This is a genomic window from Microbacterium sp. SL62 (assembly GCF_026672635.1).
In the GTDB taxonomy this organism is placed as follows: domain Bacteria; phylum Actinomycetota; class Actinomycetes; order Actinomycetales; family Microbacteriaceae; genus Microbacterium; species Microbacterium testaceum_A.
Genome location: NZ_JAPPRM010000001.1, coordinates 2,033,984 through 2,053,769 on the forward strand (window position 1 = coordinate 2,033,984; position 19,786 = coordinate 2,053,769).

Genomic DNA, 19,786 nt, shown 5'->3' on the forward strand with positions numbered 1-19,786 from the left:
CGCGGGGCGCGTCCCGCCCGGGTCCGGTTGCGGCTGACGAACGGGGCGTTGTCGACGGGTGTCCCCCGTCGGGCGGTGCTCACGCACCGACCTCCTGGTACGCCGCGAACAGCAGCGACTCGTCGGGCGCCTGCAGCACCGTCGGGCGAGCGAGGTCGTCGAGCACGATGAACCGCAGCATGCTGCCGCGGCTCTTCTTGTCGCGCTGCATGGTCGCCTTGAGCGTCTGGAACGCGCCGGCGCGGTAGGTCGTGGGGAGCCCCAGCGACTCGAGCACCGTGCGGTGGCGCTGAGCGACGTCGTCGGACAGGCGGCCCGCGAGGCGCGACAGCTCGGCCGCGAACACCATGCCGACAGAGATCGCCGCGCCGTGGCGCCAGCGGTAGCGCTCGGCGTGCTCGATCGCGTGGCCGAGCGTGTGGCCGTAGTTCAGCACCTCGCGCAGCCCGGCCTCGCGCAGGTCCTCGCCGACGACGCGCGCCTTCATGTCGATCGCGAGCTCGACGCAGCGGCGGAAGCCCTCTCCGCGCGGATCGACGATCCCCTCGGGGTCGGCCTCGATGAGGTCGAGGATCTCGGGATGCCAGATGAAGCCCGCCTTGACCACCTCGGCGAACCCGGCGGTCGCCTCGTTCTTCGACAGCGTGTCGAGCAGGTCCAGGTCGCACACCACGGCGACCGGGGGCCAGAACGCGCCGACGAGGTTCTTGCCCTCGGCGGTGTTGATGCCGGTCTTTCCGCCCACCGCGGCATCCACCATTCCGAGCACGGTCGTCGGAACCTGCACGAGCGAGACGCCGCGCAACCAGGTCGCCGCGACGAAGCCCGCGAGGTCCGTGACCGCTCCCCCGCCGAAACCGACGACGACGTCGGTGCGGGTGAAGTCGGCCTGTCCCATGACCTGCCAGCAGAAGGCCGCGACCTCGACGCGTTTTCCGGCCTCGGCGTCGGGGATCTCGGCGAGCAGCACCTGTCGGTCGCCCATCAGCTGCGCCCGCAGCTCCTCGGCTTGCTTCGCGAGGGTCGGCGGGTGCACGACGAGCACCTTCTGCGCCCCCGCGGGGAGCGTCTCGCCGAGCGAGGCGAGCAGGCCCCGACCGATCGTGATGTCGTAGCCGGGGTCGCCGGCGACGCTGATGGTGGTGGTGTCGGTCATGCCGTCTCTCCGGCCGGCACACGGCGTGCCCAGGCCACGATGTCGTCCACGACCCGCGAGAGGGGGCCGGACGAGGTGTCGAATGCGATGTCGGCCGTCTGCTCGTAGACGGGTCGTCGCTCGTCGAAGATGCGCTGCCAGCGTGCGACGGGGTCTTCTCCGCCGAGCAACGGCCGCTCGTCGCCGTGGATCCGGGATGCCACGACATGCGGCGCCACCGTCAGCAGCACGACGTGATGCGCGCGCAGGCGTTCGCGCGTCAGCGGGTCGAGCACTGCTCCCCCGCCGAGCGCCACGACACCGCCGCGGGCCAGGGCCTCGACGACCGCGTCGCGCTCCAGGGCGCGGAAGTGCGGTTCGCCGTGGGCGACGAACAGTGCCGGGATCGGACCGTGGTCGCGCACGACGAGCTTGTCGGTGTCGGTGAACGGCGTTCCGAGCGCGCGCGCCACGCGACGGCCCACGCTCGTCTTTCCCGCCCCCATCGGCCCGATGAGTACGACGGCGGGACCCGCGGACGCGGTCTCGGAAGCGGCGTCAGGCGAGGTCATGCGCGAGGAGCGCCGCGTCGGACGCGTCGGTCGTGCGCAGCGTCTCGGGCAGATTCGCGAGGTAGGTCTCGACGTTGCGGCGGGTCTCGACGATGTTGTCGCCGCCGAACTTCTCGAGGACGGCGTCGGCGAGGGTGATCGCGACCATGGCCTCGGCGACGACGCCGGCGGCGGGGACCGCGCAGACGTCGGAGCGCTGGTGGTGCGCGGCAGCGGTGTCGCCCGTGGCGACGTCGACCGTGCGCAGGGCCTTCGGGATCGTCGCGATCGGCTTCATGCCGGCGCGCACGCGCAGCACGGTGCCGGTCGACATGCCGCCCTCGGTGCCGCCCGCGCGATCGGAGGACCGGGTGATCCCGTCGCCGGTCGCGAAGAGCTCGTCGTGCGCCTGCGATCCACGGCGGGTCGTGGTGAGGAAGCCGTCGCCGACCTCGACGCCCTTGATCGCCTGGATGCTCATGAGGGCCTGAGCGAGCTTGGCGTCCAGTCGACGATCCCACTGCACGTGGGAGCCCAGTCCGGGCGGGAGGCCGTAGGCGAGGACCTCGACGACGCCGCCGAGCGTGTCGCCGGCCTTCTTCGCGTCGTCGACCTCGGCGACCATCGCGGCGCTCGTCTCGGCGTGGAAGCAACGCAGCGGATCGGCGTCGAGACGGTCGACGTCGTCGGGCGTCGGGAACTCCGCGTCGTCGGGGACGCGCACGGGACCGATCGAGAGCGTGTGGCTGACCAGCCGGATGCCGAGTTCGTTCAGGAACGACCGCGCGACGGCGCCGAGGGCGACGCGTGCGGCGGTCTCGCGGGCCGAGGCCCGCTCGAGGATCGGTCGGGCCTCGTCGAAGCCGTACTTCTGCATGCCGACGAGGTCGGCGTGTCCGGGACGCGGGCGCGTGAGAGCGGCCCCGCGGCCGCGCGAGCGGTCGGAGAGCTCGACGGGCTCGGGGCTCATGACCTCGGTCCACTTGGGCCACTCGGTGTTGCCGATGCGCAGCGCGATGGGGCTGCCGATGGTGAAGCCGTGCACGATGCCGGTCGACAGCGACAGCTCGTCCTCTTCGAACTTCATGCGCGAGCCCCGGCCGTAGCCGAGGCGACGACGCGCGAGTTCGGCGCGGATCTGGGCCGAAGAGATGGGGACGCCTGCCGGCATCCCTTCCATGAGGGCGATCAGCTCGGGGCCGTGGGACTCGCCGGCGGTGAGAACGCGAAGCATGGTCCTAGTCTCCCATGAGCGCGGTGCGCATTGCGGCCAGCACCTCGGCCTCGCGCTCGACGGCGACCCCGGGGTCTCCCCCGACGAAGACGCGCACTTGCAGCAGGGCCTGGTGCAGAAGCATCGCGAGACCGTCGTGCGCCTCCCCTCCCGCGCGCTCCCACGCCCGCGCGAGCGGGGTCGGCCAGCCCCCGTAGACGACGTCGACGAGCGGACCCGAGACGGATGCCAGATCGTCGGCGACGCGGCCGAGGTCGGTGCCCCCGGGCACAGCCGCGATGGTGGCGTCGACGGGTGCCAGGAGCGGTTGGTCCAGGGCGGCGACCTGGATCGCCACGCCCAGGTCGTCGCCGAGAGCGGCGATCGGCGCGGCGGCCTCGGGACGGCGGGCGCGCACCTCGACGGTCCGGGCACCGGCGCGGGCTGCCGCGACGACCGCGGAGGTCGCGGTGGCCCCCGCGCCGAGCACGCGGATGGCGTCGGGCTCCCGCACCCCGAACTCGTCGAGAGCACGCGCGAGGCCGCCCACGTCGGTGTTGAAGCCGCGGGGTCCGTCCTCGCTCAGCAGGAAGGTGTTGACGGCGCCGGTGAGGCGCGCATCGTCGTCGAGCGAGATCGCGTCGCGCGCGGCGGCGTGCTTGAGCGGCATGGTGAGCGAGAGGCCGCGCCAGTCGGGATCCAGACTCCTCCAGGCACTGTCAAAGCCCGCCTCGTCGACCTGCCTGCGCCCGTACTCCCAATCGAGCTCGAGGACGCCGTACGCGGCCGCGTGCAGCCGGGGCGACCGCGAGTGCGCGATCGGGTCGCCCCAGACGGCGAGGCGGCGTGGGGCGGTCAGCATCCGCCGTTCGGGTTCTCGCGGCACCACTGCTGGAACTGCGCGACCGCCTTCTCCTGATCGGCGTAGGTGGTCGAGAACACCGTCTCGCCCGTCGACAGGTTCACGGTCGTGAAGTAGTACCAGGGTCCGTCGACCGGATGCATCGCGGCATCGATCGCGAGGTCTCCGGCATTGGCGATCGGTCCGACCGGCAGCCCGGGGTACTTGTACGTGTTGTACGGGTTGTCGCCGTTCAGGGCGTTCGCGCTCGACGACGACGATCCGGCGTCGAGTTCGTTCGCGCCGTACTGCGCGGTGGAGTCCATCTGCAGCAGACCGTGCGTCTCGGTGTTGTCGGGCTGCAAGCGATTCTCGATCACGCGCGAGACCTTGTAGAAGTCTTCGCTGCTGCGCGCCTCGCGCTCGATGATCGAGGCGATCGTCAGGATGCGCTCCCGGTCTTCGGGTGCGACACCAGCCTTGTCGAGCGACTCGATCGTGCGCTTGACCATGCGGTCGATGACCTGCTGGGCGGTGACGCCGTCGTCGAAGTCGTAGGTGGCGGGGAAGATCCAGCCTTCGAGGGTCGGAGCCGTCACCCCGTACGTCGAGGGCGTCGCCACCGCCGCATCGAGGTCGGCGCGCGGGATGCTCGTCTGCTCGGAGATGATGTCGAGCGACTGCTTCAGGGTCAGGCCCTCGCGCAGCTGCACGGAGTTGTCGAGCCTGTTCGCCGGATCCTTCAGGGCGGCCAGCACCGCCTCCGAGGTCATCTGCTGCTGCAGTTTGTAGACGCCGGGCTGGAACGTGAAACCGACGGCGTTGTCGACCATGTACTTGTAGAGCGAGTTGGAGGCCTTCGTCACCCCCGCCTCGAAGAGCTTGGGCGAGACGGACTCCCCCGTGTCGCCTGCCACGATCGTCACGCGGGCCTCGCCGGTGGCTTGGCCCGCCTCGTACTCGAGCGACTCCCCGTTGCCGAGGAACGCCTGCACGCGGTCACCGTAGGTGTTCCACAGCGCGATACCGCCGCCGGCGACACCACCGACGAGGATCAGCACGATCGCCAGGGCGATCCAGCGACCGACGGACCGGCGCCGCTTCGGGGGTTTCTGCGGCGCCCACCCGATCTGCTGCGTGGTGGTCTCGCCGGTGAACAGGTCTTCGAGGGAGCCGGATGCCGCGCCCGAGCCGGACGCTGCGGAGGCGGCCGCGCCGGCGCCGGCACCGACGAGGACGGGCTCGCGATCGCGCGACGGCTCCGTGCGGCGGGCGTTCGCTCCGGAGCGCGGGGCGTCGGCGGCGCGCGGGGCGTCGGCTCGGCGGGCGGCGGCTTGCCATGCGGCGGACTGCGTGTCGCGGGTGGGCTGTGCGTCGGCGGGGGTTCCGGATGCGGCGGGGGCGCCCGTGCGACGGGGGCCGGGAACGGTGTCGCTGCCGCGGCGCGGACCGGGAGCGTCCTCGGATCGGCGGGCCGCGGGAGTCGAGCGCTCGGACGGGATCGAGGAGGCGGCGGGTCGGGGCGACGACGAAGGCTCGATCCGGCGCGCAGCCTGCTGCTCATCGGCCGCGCGGGGGCCGGCGCGGGCGCGGCTGCGGCGGGGAGGGATTCGGTCGGGCGAGGCGCCTCGGCAGACGGGGTGGTGTTCTCGTCCGCTGGGCGAGCGGCATGCTCCGACCCGATGATCGGGGTCGCTTCCGTCGCGGCCCGGCGGGCCTCTCGAGCTGCTCGGCGTGACGGAGGCGCGGCATCCGTCTGCGGTGCGGACTCCCGCGAGCTGCGGGCGCCGGTGCGGGGGTCGGGCAGGCGACCGTAAAGATCCGCGAACGGATCGTTCTCGGGGGGCTGGTTCTCGGGCATGTCAGACGGGCTCCTGTCCCGGTGTGACGGTGGGTCCGGCCGGCTCGCCAGACTGTCGCTCCACGTCGAGCGCCTGCTGCAGAAGGACCACAGCGGCGACTTGGTCCACAATGCTACGAGAATCCCGCTGGGAACGCCCTGCTTCTCTCAACACGCCGTGCGCCGAGACCGTACTCAGCCGTTCGTCGACCAGCCGCACGGGCATGGGGAGCGCCTCCGCCAGAGCAGCCGCGAACGTCCGGGCGTCGGTGGTCGATGCCGTGTCCTCCCCGCGCAGGTTGAGGGGCAGCCCGACCAGGATCTCGAAGGCCTCGTACTCCGCCGCGAGAGCCGCGATCCGGCGGATCGGCTCCCCCTTGCGGGGTACGGTCTCGACCGGAACCGCGAGCACCCCGTCCGGATCCGACCGTGCCACGCCCACGCGGGCACGCCCGACGTCGATACCGAACCGGATGCCGCGCCGGAACACCGTCACGCGGTGGTCGCCCGCACGTCTGCGACGATGCCGTCGAGCGCCTGCGGCAGAGCCGTGGCATCCGTCCCGCCACCCTGGGCGACATCGGGACGTCCGCCGCCGCCGCCGCCGAGCACGCCCGCGGCGCTCTTCGCCAGGGCACCGGCGGCGAGACCCCGCTCGCGCGCGGCGTCGTTGGTGACGACGACGACCGTCACACGGCCACCCGCGACGCTCGCGAGAGCGACGACCGCCGGGTCGGTGCCCAGGCGGTCGCGCACCTGCAGGGCGAGCGAGCGCACGTCGTCGGCCGACGCGCCCTCGCCCAGGCTCTGCGCGACGACGCGCACGGTACCGACGGCGACGGCCGACTCGACCAGCTGCGGAAGGCGGCCGGTCAGGGCCTGTGCCTCGAAGGCGGCGATCTTCTTCTCGGCGGCCTTGAGGTTGGCGGCCAGCTCCGCGATGCGCGTGGGCAGCTGCTCGCGCGGGGTCTTCAGGCTCGAGCTCAGCTGCGACACGATCGCGCGCTCGGCGGCGAGGTCGCGGAAGGCGTCGAGGCCGACGAGGGCCTCCACGCGGCGGTTGGATGCGCCGACCGACTGCTCGCCGACGAGGTTGACCAGGCCGATCTCGGCGCTGCGGGCGACGTGGGTGCCACCGCACAGCTCGCGCGACCAGGGGCCGCCGATGTCGACCATGCGCACGGTGTCGCCGTACTTCTCGCCGAACAGCGCCATGGCGCCGGCGGCCTTCGCCTCGTCGAGCGACATCACGCGCGTGGTGACCTCGAGGTTGTCGCGGACGGCGTTGTTGGCGATGTCCTCGATCTCGGTGCGGGTCTCGGGCGACAGCGCCGAGCCCCAGCTGAAGTCGAAGCGCATGTAGCCGGCGCGGTTGAGCGAGCCGGTCTGCGTCGCGGTCTTGCCGAGCGTGTCGCGGATCGCCGCGTGCACGAGGTGCGTGGCGGTGTGCGCCTGCTGGGCGGCGTGGCGGTTCAGCGCGTCGACGACCGTCGTCGCGGGGGCGCCGACCGACACCTCGCCCGAGGTGACCTCGACGGTGTGGCTGACCAGGCCCGGAACGGGGCGCTGCACGTCGAGCACCTCGAGCTCGTAGCCCGGGCCGACGATGACGCCCTTGTCGGCGACCTGTCCGCCCGACTCCGCGTACAGGGCGGTCTCGGCGAGGATGACCTCGGCGATCTGGCCCTCCGACGCGCGGTCGGTGCCCTGGCCCTGCACGAGGATGCCGAGGATCTTCGATTCCGTCTGCATCTCGGTGTAGCCGGTGAACACCGTCTCACCGAGCGCGCGGAACTCGCGGTACGCGCTCTGGTCGGCGATCGCCCCCTTGCGGGCGCGGGCGTCGGCCTTGGCGCGCGTGCGCTGCTCGAGCATGAGCGTGTCGAAGGCGGCGCGGTCGACCGACAGCCCGGCCTCTTCGGCGATCTCGAGGGTGAGGTCGATCGGGAAGCCGTAGGTGTCGTGCAGCAGGAACGCCTCGGAGCCCGACAGGGTGGTGCCGCCGCCGTTCTTGGCCTCGACGACCGACTGGTCGAGGATCGCGGACCCGGCCGCGAGCGTGCGGAGGAACGTCTGCTCCTCGGCGATCGCGTAGGCCGAGAGGCGCGCGTAGTCGGCCTCGACCTCGGGGTAGGACTCCTTCATCGCGTCGCGCGAGGCGGCGAACAGCTCGGGGAAGGTCGCGCCTTCGACGCCCAGCAGACGCATCGAGCGGATCGCGCGGCGCATGATGCGGCGCAGGATGTAGCCGCGGCCTTCGTTCGAGGGGGTCACGCCGTCGGCGAGCAGCATGAGCGAGGAGCGCACGTGGTCGGCGACGATGCGCAGCCGCACGTCGTCGTCGTGCGACTCCTGGCCGTACGACTTGCCGGCGAGCTTCGCGGCCAGGTCGAGCACGGGGCGCACCTGGTCGGTCTCGTACATGTTGTCGACGCCCTGCTTGATGAACGCGATGCGCTCCAGGCCCATGCCGGTGTCGATGTTCTTGGCGGGGAGTTCGCCGACGATGTCGAAGTCGTACTTCGAGCGCACGTTCGTGATCTCGTACTGCATGAACACGAGGTTCCAGATCTCGACGTAGCGGTCGTCGTCGGTTGCGGGACCGCCGTCGATGCCGTACGCGGGGCCGCGGTCGAAGAAGATCTCCGAGCAGGGGCCGGCGGGGCCCGGCAGGCCGGTCGACCAGTAGTTCGTGTCCTTGCCGAGGCGCTGGATGCGCTCGTCGGGCAGAGTGCTGAGCTTCAGCCAGAGGTCGCGCGCCTCGTCGTCCTCTTCGTAGACGGTGACCCACAGGTCCTTCGGGTCGAAGGCGAGTCCGCCCTCCGACTCGGGCGCGGTGAGCAGCTCCCACGCGAAGCGGATCGCGTCTTCCTTGAAGTAGTCGCCGAACGACCAGTTGCCGAGCATCTGGAAGAAGGTGCCGTGACGCGGGGTCTTGCCGACTTCTTCGATGTCGTTGGTGCGGATGCACTTCTGCACGTCGGCCGCGCGCGGGTACGGCGGCGGGACGACACCGCTGAGGTACGGGATGAAGGGCACCATGCCCGCCACGGTGAACAGCAGGGCCGGGTCGTCGGTGACGAGCGAGGCCGAGGGGACGATCGTGTGGTTCTTCTTCTCGAAGAAGTCGAGGAAGCGCTGGGCGATCTCGGCGGTTTTCATGGCGGGTCTTTCCGTACGCATGCGGATCCGCCCCACGTGCCGGGGGCGGGAGGCCGGAGGGGGTCAGTCGGAGGAGGAAACGGCCTTCTTGGCCGCGGCGGCGGCGGATTCCACCGCGTCGCCGGTCTTGTCGACAGCGGAGGAGGCGACGCCCTTGGCGTCGTCGATGATCTCGGAGAGACGGTTCTCCTGCTGGTGGTAGGCGTCGCTCATGTGGTCGGTGAACTCACCGATGCGCGAGTCGAGCTGCGCGAGCAGCTCCTGACCGCGGGGGTCCTTGTTGACGAGATGGGCGGCGACGAAACCGCCGGCGATACCCAGCGCGAACCAGACGAGGCTTTTCACGATCACCACTTCTTCCTCGATACGACGCCGCGATCACGGCATTCCCCATCGTAGGCGAGGGGCCCCGCGCTACGCACAAGGCAGACCTGTGTATGCCGCGTCTCCGGCGTCCATCCCGCCGACGGCCCCCATCGCGCACCCGCGCCGGCACCGTCCGGGACAGCCGCATCGACTCCCCCGCGGCCGGTTGCCGCGTATGGTCGGCGGCTCGGCGGAGCATGCGCCATCTCGGGCACACGAATCCACGGCGTGCGCGTTCGGTTGCCGCGTATGGTCGGCGGCTCGGCGGAGATGCGCCATTTCGGGCAAACGAATCAACGCCGTGCGCGTTCGGTTGCCGCCTATGGTGGACGGCTCGGCGGAGCATGCGCCATCTCGGGCAGATGACTTCACGGCGTGCGCATTCGATCGCCGCAAACGGTCATCGGGGCCGGGCAAGACCCGCCGTCTGGGGCAAACGAATCCAGCGCGAGCAGAGCGCGCCCCGGGACGACGAAGGGCCGCGCGAGAGCGCGACCCGAAAAAGGCGAAGGGCCGCGCGAGAGCACGACCCGAAAACGGCGAAGGGCGCCGGGAGAACCCGACGCCCTTCGTGTGCTCGCTGGGATCAGCGGGCGGCGTAGTACTCGACGACGAGCTGCACGTCACACGTGACGGGCACCTCGGCGCGCTTGGGGCGACGCACGAGCTTCGCCTGCAGCGTGGAGAGGTCGACCTCGAGGTAGCCCGGAACGGGGGGCAGCACTTCGGCGTGCCCACCGGCGGCGGCGACCTGGAAGGGCTCGAGGCCCTCGCTCTTGGTCTTGACGTGGATCAGCTGACCCGGCTTCACGCGGAACGACGGGCGGTCCACGAGCTGGCCGTCGACCATGATGTGGCGGTGCACGACGAGCTGGCGAGCCTGCGCGGTGGTGCGGGCGAAGCCCGAACGCACGACGAGGGCGTCCAGACGCATCTCGAGCAGCTCGACCAGGTTCTCACCGGTCAGGCCGTCGGTGCGGCGGGCCTCGTTGAACGCGATGCGAAGCTGCTTCTCGCGGATGCCGTACTGCTCGCGCAGACGCTGCTTCTCACGGAGACGGACGGCGTAGTCGCTGTCGGCCTTGCGCTTGGTGCGGCCGTGCTCGCCGGGAGCGTAGGGACGCTTCTCGAGGTAGCGGGCGGCCTTGGGGGTGAGTGCGACGCCGAGGGCGCGCGACAGACGCACCTTGCGGCGGTCCTGAGACTTCGTGGTCACGAAGTTCTCCTTCCGATGACGTGGCCGCGCCTTTCACGGCTCACGGGCGTATCGCCCCCTTCCGCCCGATCCGAAGCGCACGCCGGGGCGCACCGGAAGGTGATCACAGGAAGGAGGGGATGCCCGAAAACCCTGTTTCGAGCCGATTCATGCTATCAGAGCGGGCCGGGCGCATTCCGGATGCCGTGTCACCGACCCTCGAGGATGCGACGGATCTTCTCGAGGCGTGCCGAGACGTCGCGTTCGGCACCGTGACTGGTGGGTTCGTAGTACCGCTTGCCGACGAGCTCGTCGGGCAGGTACTGCTGCGTGACGATGCCGATGTCGCTGTCGTGCGCGTACTTGTAGCCTTTGCCGTGCCCGAGACGCTTGGCTCCGGGATAGTGCGCGTCGCGCAGGTGCATCGGCACGCGACCGAAGCCGCCGGCGCGCACGTCGGCGATCGCGGCGTTGATGGCGTTGTAGGCGGCGTTCGACTTCGCGGTCGTGGCCAGGTACACCGTGGCCTCGGCGAGCGGGATCCGCCCCTCGGGCATGCCGATGAACGCCACAGCGTCGGCCGCGGCCACCGCGATCTGCAGGGCCTGCGGGTCGGCCATGCCGATGTCCTCGGCGGCCGAGATGACCAGGCGCCGCGCGATGAAGCGGGGGTCCTCCCCCGCCTCGATCATGCGCGCGAGGTAGTGGATCGCGGCATCCGGATCCGACCCCCGCACCGACTTGATGAAGGCACTGATGACGTCGTAGTGCTCGTCTCCCTGCCGGTCGTAGCGCAGCAGGGCGCGGTCGACGGCCTGGGCGATGTGGTCGGCGGTGATGACGGGCAGTTCGTCGCCCTCGCCCGTGAACGGGCCGGGGTCCTGTTCGTCGTCGTCTTCGTCTTCGTCGTCGTCATCGTCGCGGGCCGCAGGAGCCGGGGCCCCCGCGTCGTCACCCGCGACCGAAGCCGCGGCCTCGAGGGCGGTGAGAGCGCGTCGCGCGTCACCCGAGGCTAGACGCACCAGGGCCGCCCGGGCGTCGTCGTCGAGCACCACCCGACCGGCCAGACCACGCGGGTCGGTCACGGCCCGGTCGACGAGAGCACCGAGGTCGTCGTCGCCGAGCGGGCGGAGGGTGAGGAGAAGAGAGCGCGAAAGCAAGGGAGAGATGACCGAGAACGACGGGTTCTCGGTGGTGGCGGCGATCAACACGACCCAGCCGTTCTCGACACCCGGCAGCAGGGCGTCCTGCTGCGCCTTGGTGAAGCGGTGGATCTCGTCGAGGAAGAGGATGGTCGACTGGCCGTACAGATCTCGCTGCGTCAGCGCTTCTTGCATGACCTCGCGCACGTCTTTGACACCCGCCGTGATGGCGGAGAGCTCGACGAAACGCCGCCCGGACGACCGGGCGATCGCCTGCGCCAGCGTGGTCTTGCCGGTGCCGGGCGGACCCCACAGGATGACCGAGGCGGCCGAGACGGATGCCGAGGAGTCGGTCGTCGCGAGAGTGACCAGCGGCGACCCGGGGCGCAGCAGATGTCCTTGGCCGGCCACCTCGTCGAGGCTCACCGGCCGCATGCGCACCGCCAGCGGCGTCTGGCCTTGGAAGAGCGCGGAGGAAGGGGTCACGTGTCCAGGCTAACCGGGGCCTCCGACACGGGGACCTCCCGTGCCCCCGCCGCGATCCGAGACACCCCGACCGCTGTTTGTAGGATCGAGGGGCCCGGACGGGCGGAGGAGGTCGATGTGGCGGCGCGTGGGAAAGACCGGCGGACCCGAGAGCAGCGCGAGCGTGCGCGCGTCTACCAGGCTCGACTCGAGCTCCACGACCGTCAGGGACGCCGCCGCACCCGTGACAACCTCGTCGGCCTGATCGTCGGGCTCCTCGTAATCGCCGGGGCGATCGCCCTGCAGACGGCGTACTTCGTGACCGGCCCCGGGGCGCCGACCCCCGAACCGTCGTCGACGGTCAGCCCCGAGACCCCCGTCCCGACCGAGATCCCGGCCCCGCTGCCCTCGGAGTCGACCGCACCCTGAGCGATCCTCCCGCGCCGCCGGATCGGCGGCGTGGCGGGGCGGGAACGACGATCCTGTGTCGGAGCGGTCGCGCGTACTAGGCTCGGAGGGTCCTTCTCCCCCAGGCGGTTCTGCCGCGATGAGGTGCTACCCGTGACTTCCGCTCCCACTCCCGAGACCTCCGACCCGCGCGACGACGCGAGCACCGCCGAGGTCGATCCCACCGCCACGACCCCGGTCGAGGCGGAAACCGACGCTCCCGACGCCGTTCCGGCCGAGGACCCCTCCGCTCCCGACGCCGACGCCTCGTCCGACGACCCGTCGCTCGACGAGCAGTCGACGGATGCCGCTGACCCCGCGCCCCCCGCCGAGCCCACCGCTGAGGAGCCCGCTGCCGAAGAGCTCGCTGCCGATGCGCCGGCTGCCGAAGCGTCGGCCGAAGACGAAGAGGCCGCCACGTCCGAGGGCGACGCCGCTCCCGCCGAGCAGTCCGTCGCCGCGCAGCCCGCCGCCCCGCGTCCCGGCGTGCGACTGCCCGGACCCCCTCCCGGCAAGACCGCGTCCACCTCGGCCACCCAGCCCTGGGGCCGCGTCGACGACGAGGGAACCGTCTCGGTCCGCGAGGGCGACGACTGGCGCGTCGTGGGTCAGTACCCCGACGGCACGCCGGCCGAGGCGCTGGCCTACTTCCAGCGCAAGTTCTCGGACCTGGCCGGTGAGGTCACGCTGATCGAGACGCGCCACCGTCGCGGAGGCGCCTCGGCGTCGGATCTGCGTTCGACGGCGAAGACCCTTCGCGGCAAGCTCGAGGGTGCGGCCGCGGTGGGCGACCTCGCCGCTCTCATCGCCCGCGTCGACGCCCTCACCGCAGAGCTCGCCGAAGCGAGTGAGACCGAGGCCGTCGCCGCCAAGCAGGCCACTGAAGAGGCCGTGCGCGAGCGCACCGCGATCGTCGAAGAGGCCGAGGCCCTCGCCGCCCGCGACCCGCAGACGGTCCAGTGGAAGCAGATGACCGCCGACATGACGGCGCTGTTCGACCGGTGGCAGGCCCACCAGCAGAACGGTCCCCGCCTGTCGAAGTCGACCGCGCAGCAGCTGTGGCGCCGCTTCCGCGACGCGCGCGCCACAGTCGATCGTCACCGCCGCGAGTTCTTCTCGTCGCTCGACGAGACCCACAAGGCGGCCCGCGAGGCTAAGACGCGTCTCGTCGAGCGCGCCGAGGCCCTCGCCCCGCGTGGCGAAGACGGGATCGGGGCGTACCGCGACCTCCTCGACGCGTGGAAGGCCTCGGGCCGCGCCGGCCGCAAGGTCGATGACGCGCTGTGGGCTCGGTTCAAGGCCGCCGGCGACGCGCTCTACGGAGCCCGCATCGAGCGCGAGTCCGCCGACGCCGAGGCCTCGAAGGAGAAGATCGAGCAGAAGCGCGCCCTCCTCGAGCAGGCCGCGCCGATCGTCGACGAGAAGAACCTCGCCACGGCCCGTCAGAAGCTGACCGCCATCCAGCGTCAGTGGGACGAGATCGGACGCATCTTCCCGCGCGACAAGGAGCGCGTCCTCGACGACGAGCTCCGCAAGATCGAGCAGAGCGTGCGCACCCGCGAAGACGCCGACTGGAAACGCAACGACCCCGAGCAGAAGGCCCGCGCCAACGACATGACGCGTCAGCTCACCGACGCGATCGACAAGCTCGAGGCCGAGCTGGCCGAGGCCGAGTCGCGCGGCGACAAGCGTGCCGCCGCGCAGGCGTCGGAGGCGCTCGAAGCGCGTCGCACCTGGCTGCGCGCCCTCGGCGGCTGATCGGGTTCTCCACAGTTCGACGGTTCGCCCGTCACGGGCGACACCGCTCCGTCACACTGACGGGATGGTGTCGCCCTTTCTGTTCTTCCCCGGGGAGCGTCTCGCGTTGACCGAGCTCAGCGCGGCGTGCCTCGACGGCCTGCTGGTGCCGCTCGGCGAGGGTTTCATGCCGGCCGACGCGGTCGAGACGGTCTGGATGCGGGCACGGAGCCTGTCTCCTCTGCTCGGCGAACGGTGGGCCGGGGTGCGGCTGACGGCGGCGTGGGTGCACGGCGGCACGGCGACCGAGCCGAGACGGCATCACCTCCAGCGGGTGGGGCCGACGCGGACGCGCGCGCGTGACGCGACCCGGGCGGTGTTCCACGACGTGAGACTCCCGGCCGCCGACACGACCCTCGTGGCGGGCGTTCACCTCAGCACACCGGGGCGAACGCTCGCCGACCTCGCGCGTTCCGACGACGAGGATGAGCGTGCCGCGGCGATCGAGTGGGCGGCATCCGATGTCGAATCGCGACACGAGGCCCAGGCATGGCTGGCCCGGCACCCGACGTTCCCGTACGGGAGGAGGGGCGCAGCGCTCCTGGCCGACGTCGCGGCGCAGAGGTGATCCGTCCCCCGTGCTACGACGAGGTGACGCGGTACACGTCGTAGACCGCGTCGATGCGCCGCACGGCGTTGAGCACACGGTCGAGGTGCACGGTGTCGCCCATCTCGAACACGAACTTGCTGAGCGCGAGGCGATCGTTCGTGGTCGACACGGTCGCCGAGAGGATGTTCACGTGGTGCTCACTCAGCACGCGCGTGACGTCGCTCAACAGCCCCGAGCGGTCGAGGGCCTCGACCTGGATCTGCACCAGGAAGACGCTCTTCGTCGTCGGCGCCCACTCGACGTCGATCAGACGATCGGGCTCCTCCTTCAGCGACTTCACATTCGTGCAGTCGCCGCGGTGGACCGACACCCCGCTGCCGCGCGTAACGAAACCGACGATCTCGTCGCCCGGAACGGGGGTGCAGCACTTGGCGAGCTTGACGAGGATGTCGGGGGCTCCACGCACGAGGACGCCGGAGTCGCCGCCACGCGGAGCACGGCTGCGGCCGACGGGGATGTCGATGGGGCCGGTGCTGGTCTCTTCGACGTTGACGAGAGCGGTGACCTTCTCGATCACCGATTGCGTGGAGACGTGCCCCTCGCCGACCGCGGCGTAGAGCGCGGAGACGTCCTCGTAGTGGAAGAGTCGGGCGACCTCGGTGAACGAATCCTGGTTCATGAGGCGCTGCAGGGGCAGGTTCTGCCGACGCATGGCGCGGGCGATCGAGTCCTTGCCCTGCTCGATGGCCTCTTCGCGGCGTTCCTTCGTGAACCAGCCGCGGATCTTGTTGCGCGCGCGGGTGCTCTTGACGAAACCGAGCCAGTCCTGGCTGGGGCCGGCATCGGGGTTCTTCGAGGTGAACACCTCGACGACGTCGCCGCTCTGGAGGGTCGACTCGAGCGGCACCAGGCGGCCGTTGACCTTGGCGCCCATCGTGCGGTGACCGATCTCGGTGTGCACGGCGTACGCGAAGTCGACCGGGGTCGCGCCGGTGGGAAGGCCCACCACGCGTCCCTTCGGGGTGAAGACGTAGACCTCTTTCGCGCCGATCTCGAAGCGGAGCGAGTCGAGGAACTCCCCCGGGTCGGCGGTCTCGGCCTGCCAGTCGGAGATGTGAGCGATCCACGCCATGTCGGCGTCGACGGCCTTGGCGTCGGCCTTCCCTCCCGCCATCCGCTCTTTGTACTTCCAGTGCGCGGCGACGCCGAACTCCGCCTGCTGGTGCATCTCGTGCGTGCGGATCTGGATCTCGACCGTGCGCCCGCCGGGGCCGATCACCGTGGTGTGCAGCGACTGGTACAGGTTGAACTTGGGCGTGGCGATGTAGTCCTTGAAACGGCCCGGCAGCGGTGTCCACCGCGCGTGGATCGCACCGAGCACGGCGTAGCAATCGCGCACGGTGCCGACCAGGATTCGGATGCCGATGAGGTCGTAGATGTCGTCGAACTCGCGACCGCGGACCACCATCTTCTGGTACACGGAGTACAGCTGCTTGGGTCGGCCCATCACCCGTCCGCGAACGCGGAGTTCGCGTAGGTCCGCGTCGACGGCGTCGATGACGTTCTGCACGTACTGCTCGCGCTGGGGCGTGCGCTGCTTGACCAGGCTGTCGATCTCGGCGTAGAGCTTGGGGTGCATCACCGCGAACGACAGGTCCTCGAGTTCGCTCTTGATCGCCTGGATGCCGAGGCGATGCGCGAGCGGAGCGTAGATCTCGAGGGTTTCCGTGGCCTTCTTCGCGGCCTTGTGCGGCGGCACGAATCCCCAGGTGCGCGCGTTGTGCAGTCGGTCGGCGAGCTTGATGAGCAGCACGCGGATGTCTTTCGACATCGCCACGATCATCTTGCGGACCGTCTCGGCCTGCGCGCTGTCGCCGTACTTGACCTTGTCGAGCTTGGTAACGCCGTCGACGAGCATCGCGACCTCGTCGCCGAAGTCGGCGGCGAGCTCGTCGAGCGGATAGCCCGTGTCTTCGACGGTGTCGTGCAGCAGCGCGGCGGCGATCGCCTTGGGGCCGAGGCCGAGCTCGGCCAGGATCTGCGCGACCGCCAGGGGGTGCGTGATGTACGGCTCGCCGCTCTGCCGCTTCTGCCCGTCGTGCGCCTTGTCGGCCACGGCGTAGGCGCGCTCGATGATCGCGAGGTCGCCCTTGGGGTGATGCGTGCGGACCGTGCGGAGCAGCTTGTCGACGTCGTCGCGACGGGCCGCGCGCGAGAAGATACGCGGAACCAGCCGTCGCAGAGAGGACGGCGGCGGCGCGGAGGAAGCGGTCTCGGTCATCGCCACCCCTTCCTTACGGCCAGTAGATCGATTCTATGCCTCGCGGCGGGGGTCCCAGGTGCGGGCCCGAGGGGCGGGAGCCCCGGCCGTCAGGCCGGGACGCCCGCCTTCTCACGGGCCGACACGACGCGGGCGTCGCGCAGAGCGATCGGCTTCTCCTTCTCGCGCAGCAGCGCGTACATCGGCACGGCGACGAACAGCGTCGAGTACGCGGCGACGATCGTGCCGACGAAGATCGACAGCGAGATATCGCTGAGCGTGCGCGCACCGAGTGGCACACCGATGAAGAGGATCGCGCCCACCGGCAGGATGGCGACCACCGTGGTGTTGATCGAGCGGATCAGCGTCTGGTTGGCGGCGAGGTTCACCGACTCCGAGAACGTGCGTCCGGAGATCTCGCCGTCCTCTCTGGTGTTCTCCCTCACCTTGTCGAAGACGACCGTCGTGTCGTACAGCGCGTAGGACAGGATCGTGAGGAAGCCGATGACGGCAGCCGGCGAGATCTCGAATCCGAAGACGGCGTAGACGCCGATCGTGATGACGAGGACGTCGACGAGGCCGATGATCGCGGCGACCGACATCTTCCAGGTGCGGAAGTACAGCGCGAGGATGAGGAACGTCAACGCGAGGAAGATCGACAGACCCCAGAGCGACTGGCGCGTGACGTCGTTGCCCCAGGTCGGTCCGATGAACGAGTTGGTGATCTCGGATGCCGGCACCTTGTAGGCGGTCGCGAGGGCTGCGGAGACGGCCTGCGTCTGGTCGTTGTCCAACTGGTCGGTCTGCACGCGGACCGACTGGTCGCTGATCGTGGTGACGCGGGTCGTCGCGTCCGGAACCACCGACGTCACGGCCTGCGTCGCAAGGCCCTGATCGAACGTCGACGGGTTCGAGACCGTGAACTGCGAGCCGCCCGTGAACTCGATCGAGAACTGCACGGGGCGGATGAACGGCACGAGGGCCGCACCGATGACCAGAACCGCGGCGATGATGAACCAGAGGCGCCGACGCTGCACGAACGGGAAGGACGTCTTCCCCGAGTAGAGGTCGTTACCGAGCTGCGACATGGAGCGCATCAGTCGTCTCCCTCCTTCGTGGAGCGGCTATCGCCGCGGCTGGCGGCGGCCAGCTCGGCCTGCTTGCGTTCGGCGATCGTCTGTCGACGCTGCGCCTCGCCGCGCGACTTCTTCACCCGGCCCGCCTCGAGCACGGGGGCGCGGAACTGCGCGCGTCCGCGGTAGACGGCGCCGAGCGCGTTCGGGTCCATGCCCGACAGGGGGTGACCCGAGCCGAAGAAACGCGTGCGAGCGAGCAGCTGCATCACCGGGTGGGTGAACAGGATGAAGATGAGGATGTCGATGGCCGTCGTGAGACCCAGGGTGAACGCGAAGCCCTTCACCGTGGCATCCGCGAGGATGTACAGCACCACCGCCGCGAGGATGTTGATCGACTTCGAGATGTAGATCGTGCGCTTGGCGCGCGACCATCCGTCTTCGACGGCTGCCGTGATCGACTTGCCGTCACGCAATTCGTCTCGTATTCGCTCGAAGTAGACGATGAAGGAGTCCGCCGTGAAGCCGATGGTGACGATCAGGCCGGCGACACCCGCGAGCGAGAGTCGGAAGCCGGCACGCCACGCGAGGATGCACAGGGCGAGATAGGTCAGGACGGCCATCACGCCGAGCGAAGCGATGATCACCGTGCCGAGCGCTCGATAGACGATCAGCGAGTAGATCGCCACCAGCCCGAGGCCGATGAGACCGGCGATGAAACCGACCTGCAGCTGCTGCGAGCCGAGCGTCGCCGACACGGTGTCGGAGCTGACCACCTGGAAGCTGAGCGGCAGCGCGCCGTACTTCAGCTGGTCGGCGAGGGCCTTGGACGACTCCTGCGTGAACGATCCCGTGATGCTGGGGCGACCGTCGACGATGATGCCGTTCATCGACGGCGCCGACAGGACGGACCCGTCGAGCACGAACGCGAACTGGTTCAGCGGCGGCTGCGCACCGTAGAGGCGCTGGCTGATCTCGGCGAACTTCTGCGTGCCCTGGTCGTTGAAGACGAGGTTGACCGCCCACTGCCCGGTGTTCTGCTCCTGGCCGTTGGTGGCGTTCGAGATGTCGGTGCCGTCGAGCTCGACGGGGCCGAGGATGTACTTCTGCCCGTCGTTCGTCCCGCACGTGATCATCGGCTGGTCGGCCGGGGCCTGCGCCGGGTTGCTCGGCGGGTTCGCGCAGTCGTACGCGAGGAACTGCGCCTGCAGGGCCGGGGTGATGTACGCCGGGTCGCTCGCGTTGGTGGGCGATGCGGTGGGCGTCGACGGCAGGTTCGGGTCGGGCGTCGGGTAGGGCGTGGTCACGCCGTCCTGACCCACGAACGTGGTCGCCGGCGAACCGGTGAACAGCACCGGGCGCAGCTGCAGCTGAGCCGAGGACTGAATGCGCTGTCGCGTGGCATCGTCTGCCTGGCCGGGGATCTGCACGACGATGTTGCGGCCACCCTCGGTGGCCACGTCGGCTTCACCCACGCCCGACGCGTCGACGCGCTGGCGGATGATCGTGACGGCCTGCGCCAGCTGTTCGCTGTCGGGCGCGGCGCCGTCGGTGGTCTGGGCTTGCAGGATGATCTGCGTGCCGCCCTGGAGGTCGAGCGCGAGCTCGGGGGTCCAGGAGCTGGCATTGAACACGTACACACCCAGCGCGTTGATGCCGAAGAGCACGCCGGTGATGGCGAGCAATCCGGTCAAAACGCGCCAGGCGTGACGGACGGGAGTCGAGGGCGCCACGGAGTCGGCTTTCTGT

At 70.3% G+C, this 19,786-nt stretch carries 16 protein-coding genes; 3 read left to right on the forward strand and 13 right to left on the reverse strand.

Translation table 11 applies throughout. The features are described 5' to 3' along the window. Positions 1 to 79: 79 nt before the first annotated feature. The 10 genes from aroB to OVA26_RS09710 all read right to left on the reverse strand — a co-directional run bounded on the left by aroB (position 80) and on the right by OVA26_RS09710 (position 11,931). Positions 80 to 1,156: a 3-dehydroquinate synthase gene (aroB, locus tag OVA26_RS09665; protein WP_268103969.1), complete on the reverse strand. Its 1,077-nt coding sequence runs from the start codon at positions 1,154 to 1,156 to the stop codon at positions 80 to 82. Continuing rightward, entirely contained in the window at positions 1,153 to 1,707 is a 555-nt protein-coding gene (locus OVA26_RS09670; protein ID WP_056231708.1) for a shikimate kinase, read from the reverse strand. Before OVA26_RS09670 ends, aroB begins: the two co-directional genes overlap by 4 nt. Then, positions 1,694 to 2,920, reverse strand: a complete 1,227-nt coding sequence (aroC, locus tag OVA26_RS09675; RefSeq protein WP_056231703.1) for a chorismate synthase — start codon at positions 2,918 to 2,920, stop codon at positions 1,694 to 1,696. Before aroC ends, OVA26_RS09670 begins: the two co-directional genes overlap by 14 nt. 4 nt (positions 2,921 to 2,924) lie before the next feature. After that, complete coding sequence (locus tag OVA26_RS09680; RefSeq protein ID WP_268103970.1) at positions 2,925 to 3,761, reverse strand: shikimate dehydrogenase; 837 nt, start codon at positions 3,759 to 3,761, stop codon at positions 2,925 to 2,927. Next, entirely contained in the window at positions 3,755 to 4,801 is a 1,047-nt protein-coding gene (mltG, locus tag OVA26_RS09685; RefSeq protein WP_268103971.1) for an endolytic transglycosylase MltG, read from the reverse strand. Before mltG ends, OVA26_RS09680 begins: the two co-directional genes overlap by 7 nt. An 801-nt stretch (positions 4,802 to 5,602) precedes the next feature. Next, on the reverse strand, positions 5,603 to 6,076 hold the full coding sequence (gene ruvX, locus OVA26_RS09690) for a Holliday junction resolvase RuvX (RefSeq protein ID WP_268103972.1): 474 nt from the start codon (positions 6,074 to 6,076) through the stop codon (positions 5,603 to 5,605). Continuing rightward, positions 6,073 to 8,742 (reverse strand): alanine--tRNA ligase, encoded by a 2,670-nt coding sequence (alaS, locus tag OVA26_RS09695; protein WP_268103973.1) that lies wholly within the window; start codon positions 8,740 to 8,742, stop codon positions 6,073 to 6,075. The genes ruvX and alaS overlap by 4 nt, the downstream gene beginning before the upstream one ends. 63 nt (positions 8,743 to 8,805) lie before the next feature. Beyond that, positions 8,806 to 9,093, reverse strand: coding sequence for an ATPase (locus OVA26_RS09700; RefSeq protein ID WP_074695157.1), 288 nt, complete (start codon positions 9,091 to 9,093; stop codon positions 8,806 to 8,808). Between the two features lie 601 nt (positions 9,094 to 9,694). Next, positions 9,695 to 10,324, reverse strand: a complete 630-nt coding sequence (gene rpsD / locus OVA26_RS09705) for a 30S ribosomal protein S4 (RefSeq protein ID WP_056231683.1) — start codon at positions 10,322 to 10,324, stop codon at positions 9,695 to 9,697. 188 nt (positions 10,325 to 10,512) lie between these two features. Further along, entirely contained in the window at positions 10,513 to 11,931 is a 1,419-nt protein-coding gene (locus tag OVA26_RS09710) for a replication-associated recombination protein A (protein WP_268103974.1), read from the reverse strand. A 117-nt stretch (positions 11,932 to 12,048) separates the two neighbouring features. Between OVA26_RS09710 and OVA26_RS09715 the strand changes: the two genes are divergently transcribed. The 3 genes from OVA26_RS09715 (at position 12,049) to OVA26_RS09725 (ending at position 14,722) form a co-directional block, all read left to right on the forward strand. Beyond that, a complete protein-coding gene (locus tag OVA26_RS09715; protein ID WP_268103975.1) occupies positions 12,049 to 12,339 on the forward strand; it encodes a dioxygenase in 291 nt (96 codons plus the stop codon). A 132-nt stretch (positions 12,340 to 12,471) separates the two neighbouring features. After that, the gene (locus tag OVA26_RS09720) at positions 12,472 to 14,115 is read left to right on the forward strand and encodes a DUF349 domain-containing protein (protein ID WP_268103976.1); all 1,644 of its coding nucleotides are present in this window, start codon (positions 12,472 to 12,474) and stop codon (positions 14,113 to 14,115) included. 64 nt (positions 14,116 to 14,179) lie between these two features. Then, positions 14,180 to 14,722 carry a hypothetical protein gene (locus OVA26_RS09725; RefSeq protein WP_074694941.1) on the forward strand — a complete coding sequence of 181 codons (543 nt, stop codon included), beginning with the start codon at positions 14,180 to 14,182 and terminating at the stop codon, positions 14,720 to 14,722. 13 nt (positions 14,723 to 14,735) lie between these two features. On the opposite strand, the gene OVA26_RS09730 is transcribed toward OVA26_RS09725, so the two are convergent. The 3 genes from OVA26_RS09730 to secD all read right to left on the reverse strand — a co-directional run bounded on the left by OVA26_RS09730 (position 14,736) and on the right by secD (position 19,770). Then, positions 14,736 to 16,985, reverse strand: coding sequence for a RelA/SpoT family protein (locus OVA26_RS09730; protein ID WP_056231672.1), 2,250 nt, complete (start codon positions 16,983 to 16,985; stop codon positions 14,736 to 14,738). 89 nt (positions 16,986 to 17,074) lie between these two features. Next, a complete protein-coding gene (gene secF / locus OVA26_RS09735) occupies positions 17,075 to 18,061 on the reverse strand; it encodes a protein translocase subunit SecF (protein WP_056231669.1) in 987 nt (328 codons plus the stop codon). Continuing rightward, a complete protein-coding gene (gene secD, locus OVA26_RS09740) occupies positions 18,061 to 19,770 on the reverse strand; it encodes a protein translocase subunit SecD (protein WP_268103977.1) in 1,710 nt (569 codons plus the stop codon). Before secD ends, secF begins: the two co-directional genes overlap by 1 nt. Positions 19,771 to 19,786 lie beyond the last annotated feature (16 nt).

Bases quoted from the DNA above. Each gene is read 5' to 3' on its own strand.
- aroB (WP_268103969.1), bottom strand. From the start codon at position 1,156: ATGACCGACACCACCACCATCAGCGTCGCCGGCGACCCCGGCTACGAC.
- OVA26_RS09670 (WP_056231708.1), bottom strand. From the start codon at position 1,707: ATGACCTCGCCTGACGCCGCTTCCGAGACCGCGTCCGCGGGTCCCGCC.
- aroC (WP_056231703.1), bottom strand. From the start codon at position 2,920: ATGCTTCGCGTTCTCACCGCCGGCGAGTCCCACGGCCCCGAGCTGATC.
- OVA26_RS09680 (WP_268103970.1), bottom strand. From the start codon at position 3,761: ATGCTGACCGCCCCACGCCGCCTCGCCGTCTGGGGCGACCCGATCGCG.
- alaS (WP_268103973.1), bottom strand. From the start codon at position 8,742: ATGAAAACCGCCGAGATCGCCCAGCGCTTCCTCGACTTCTTCGAGAAG.
- OVA26_RS09725 (WP_074694941.1), top strand. From the start codon at position 14,180: ATGGTGTCGCCCTTTCTGTTCTTCCCCGGGGAGCGTCTCGCGTTGACC.
- OVA26_RS09730 (WP_056231672.1), bottom strand. From the start codon at position 16,985: ATGACCGAGACCGCTTCCTCCGCGCCGCCGCCGTCCTCTCTGCGACGG.
- secF (WP_056231669.1), bottom strand. From the start codon at position 18,061: ATGCGCTCCATGTCGCAGCTCGGTAACGACCTCTACTCGGGGAAGACG.